Here is a 1,447-nt window from a genome sequence, read left to right as displayed (position 1 = left end):
TCCAAGGCGCCCGCGCACAAGGAGGATAAATAATGAGCCTCAATCTGGTGACCTTGTTATACCTGATCGCCTCGGTCTGCTTCATCCAGGCGCTGAAGGGTTTATCCCACCCCTCCACCGCACGGCGCGGTAATGCCTTTGGCATGATCGGCATGGCGCTGGCAGTCGCCACCACCATCGCATTGATCGTCAAGCTGAAAGGCGAAGCTTCCGGCTCCGGCCTCGGCTATGGCCTGGTCGTGCTCGGCGTGGTCGTCGGCGGCGGTATCGGCGCCATCCTGGCCAAACGCGTGGAGATGACAAAAATGCCGGAGCTGGTCGCCGCGATGCACTCGCTGATCGGCATGGCCGCCGTCTGTATCGCCGTATCGGTGGTGTCGGAACCGTGGATCTTTAATATCACCGGCCGCTTCGAAGCGATTCCTTTCGGCAACCGCCTGGAGCTCTTCATCGGCACCTTCGTCGGCGCCATCACCTTCTCCGGATCGGTGATCGCCTTCGGCAAGCTGTCGGGCAAATACAAGTTCCGTCTGTTCCAGGGTGCGCCGGTCAGCTTTGCCGGCCAGCACTGGCTGAACCTGCTGCTGGCCGTCGCCATGATCGGTTTCGGCCTGATCTTCTGCTTCGCCCCCGGCACTGAACCGGCCTGGATCCCCTATGTGCTGATGGCGGCGATTGCCTTTGTGCTGGGCGTGCTGATCATCATCCCGATCGGCGGCGCCGACATGCCGGTCGTGGTGTCGATGTTGAACAGCTATTCCGGCTGGGCCGCAGCAGGCATCGGTTTCTCGCTCAACAACTCGATGCTGATCATTGCCGGCTCCCTGGTCGGCTCATCCGGCGCGATTCTGTCCTATATCATGTGCAAGGCAATGAACCGTTCATTCTTCAATGTGATCCTGGGCGGCTTTGGCGGCGCACCGGCAGAAGCAGCGGCCGGCGGCCAGGCGCAGCGCAATGTCAAATCCGGCTCTGCCGACGATGTGGCGTTTCTGCTGGGCAATGCCGAAACCGTCATCATCGTTCCCGGCTACGGCCTGGCGGTGGCGCGTGCGCAGCATGCCTTGAAAGAGCTGACCGAGAAACTGACGCACAAGGGCATCACCGTCAAATATGCGATCCACCCGGTTGCCGGCCGCATGCCGGGCCACATGAACGTGCTGCTGGCCGAGGCCGAAGTGCCGTACGACCAGGTGTTTGAGATGGAAGACATCAACAGCGAATTCGGCCAGGCCGACGTGGTGCTGGTCTTGGGCGCCAATGACGTGGTCAACCCTGCAGCCAAGGACCCGAAATCGCCGATTGCGGGCATGCCGATTCTGGAGGCCTATAAAGCGAAGACGATCGTGGTCAACAAGCGCTCGATGGCGTCCGGTTATGCCGGGCTGGACAATGAGTTGTTCTACATGGACAAGACCATGATGGTGTTTGGCGATGCCAAGAAGGT

The 1,447-nt window shown here is 60.7% G+C and carries 1 protein-coding gene; it reads left to right on the top strand.

Annotated features, from left to right (window positions below; all coding sequences use genetic code 11):
- Window positions 1-32 precede the first annotated feature (32 nt).
- Window positions 33-1,447, top strand: a 1,415-nt coding sequence (locus tag ACO0LO_RS28890; protein ID WP_422969984.1) for an NAD(P)(+) transhydrogenase (Re/Si-specific) subunit beta, incomplete at its 3' end; no start/stop codon positions are given.

This window comes from Undibacterium sp. TJN25 (assembly GCF_049339885.1).
Taxonomy (GTDB): domain Bacteria; phylum Pseudomonadota; class Gammaproteobacteria; order Burkholderiales; family Burkholderiaceae_D; genus Undibacterium.
Note: the sequence above shows the minus strand (reverse complement) of the source record. Positions and strands in the feature narration are given on the sequence as shown.